The sequence below is a fragment of the Bathymodiolus azoricus thioautotrophic gill symbiont genome (genome assembly GCF_001298715.1).
In the GTDB taxonomy this organism is placed as follows: domain Bacteria; phylum Pseudomonadota; class Gammaproteobacteria; order PS1; family Pseudothioglobaceae; genus Thiodubiliella.
In genome coordinates this window covers 1-936 of record NZ_CDSC02000320.1, presented here as the reverse complement: position 1 = coordinate 936, position 936 = coordinate 1, and the positions used below count along the sequence as shown (strand labels likewise).

The following is a 936-nucleotide window of genomic DNA, read 5'->3' as shown; positions in this document are numbered from 1 at the left end:
CGGCTTTTTTTTGTTTTGGTATTATTTTTCTCTAACCCTATTTTTTTTATCATCCCAGTAGTTGGCTTTATTCTTTAATATCCAGCGCACACCGCCTTTAGGGTCTTCAACATCCCCTTTATACCTTGGAATTAAATGCACATGTAAATGCATCACGCTTTGACCTGCAGCCTGAGCGTTATTAATACCAATATTATAACCATCGGGTGAAAATTCCTCATCTAAGATTTCTTTAGCGTTTTGCACAGCCTTGCCAATGGCCAACAATTCTTCTTCTGTAGCTTCAAAATAGGTTGCAAAATGCCTTTTAGGTACAATTAGTGTGTGCCCTGGAGATGCTGGATAGCTATCAATAAAGGTTTTTGTGTAATCACATTCGCCAATGACTCGCTCATCTCTTAATGTGCAAAAAATACAATCATTACTCATGGTTTGTGTAGATTTAAGTTGAAAGTGCGCTATTTTACCCATCGTCAATTTTTTAGCAATAAAGAAGCCCGCAAAAGCAGGCTTTTTTTATTAACTTTTCTTGTGAGCTTTATCTGGTGTTTCTCACAGGACTATTGTAACGGTAATTGTTGCCTTGATTCCAAGAGTTGTATGGATTGTAACCATAGCCATAGCCATTATTATTGTTATTCCAGCCATTGTTATCAAACTCATCAAACATATTACTCATTTCTTCAAAATACCAACTAGGCTCCCAGAACTCATAAGGGTTGTAACCAAAAATACCGTTATCTTGCTGGTAACCATAATTATTGTAGTTGTTATAACCACCACTCCAAGGGCTGTTGTTATTGCCCCAAAAAGCATTTACACTTAGTGATACTGTAAATAAGACGATTGTAAGTAATTTTTTCATATTGCTTCTCCATTATGATAATTAAACGGTGCTCATATTTTAACATACTAATGTTTTTTAAAGATTATTGG

Annotated in this window: 2 protein-coding genes; both read right to left on the bottom strand. The window is 35.4% G+C overall.

Translation table 11 applies throughout. The features are described from left to right. Nucleotides 1–21 precede the first annotated feature (21 nt). Nucleotides 22–471 carry an HIT family protein gene (locus BAZSYMA_RS06180; RefSeq protein ID WP_237731725.1) on the bottom strand — a complete coding sequence of 150 codons (450 nt, stop codon included), beginning with the start codon at nt 469–471 and terminating at the stop codon, nt 22–24. Between the two features lie 67 nt (nt 472–538). Further along, nucleotides 539–865, bottom strand: coding sequence for a hypothetical protein (locus BAZSYMA_RS06175; RefSeq protein ID WP_139682329.1), 327 nt, complete (start codon nt 863–865; stop codon nt 539–541). Between the last annotated feature and the right edge of the window lie 71 nt (nt 866–936).